This window comes from Oleiphilus sp. HI0123, from assembly GCF_001635315.1.
Genome location: NZ_LWGE01000543.1, coordinates 1 through 324, shown reverse-complemented (window position 1 = coordinate 324; position 324 = coordinate 1). Strand labels below are relative to the sequence as shown.

Genomic DNA, 324 nt, shown 5'->3' with positions numbered 1-324 from the left:
ACTCTATGCCGTTTTGGGGCTTGAACTTCAAAACAGCTTAAGCCTAAGCGCAACACAGTTAGGATTATTCTTTTCGGCCCCGGTTCTAACCGGTGCACTAGGGCGTATTCCTGCTGGCTGGCTTAGCGAGCGCTACAACCCCAAGAGCCTATTCACCCTACAAATGCTTCTTAGCACACCGCCACTATTCATCCTGCCTCACATCGAGACTCTGGAAGGCTACCTATTACTTGGCTTGTGGATCGGTATTAGTGGCACATCTTTTACCATCGGCATTCGTTATATCACCGACTGGTTTGAAAGTAACCGACAAGGCACTGCCAT

Annotated in this window: 1 protein-coding gene; it reads left to right on the top strand. The window is 49.1% G+C overall.

Annotation, left to right across the window (positions count from 1 at the left end):
- A partial coding sequence (locus A3761_RS05010; RefSeq protein ID WP_156491615.1) for a nitrate/nitrite transporter occupies positions 1-324 on the top strand: 324 nt, incomplete at both ends.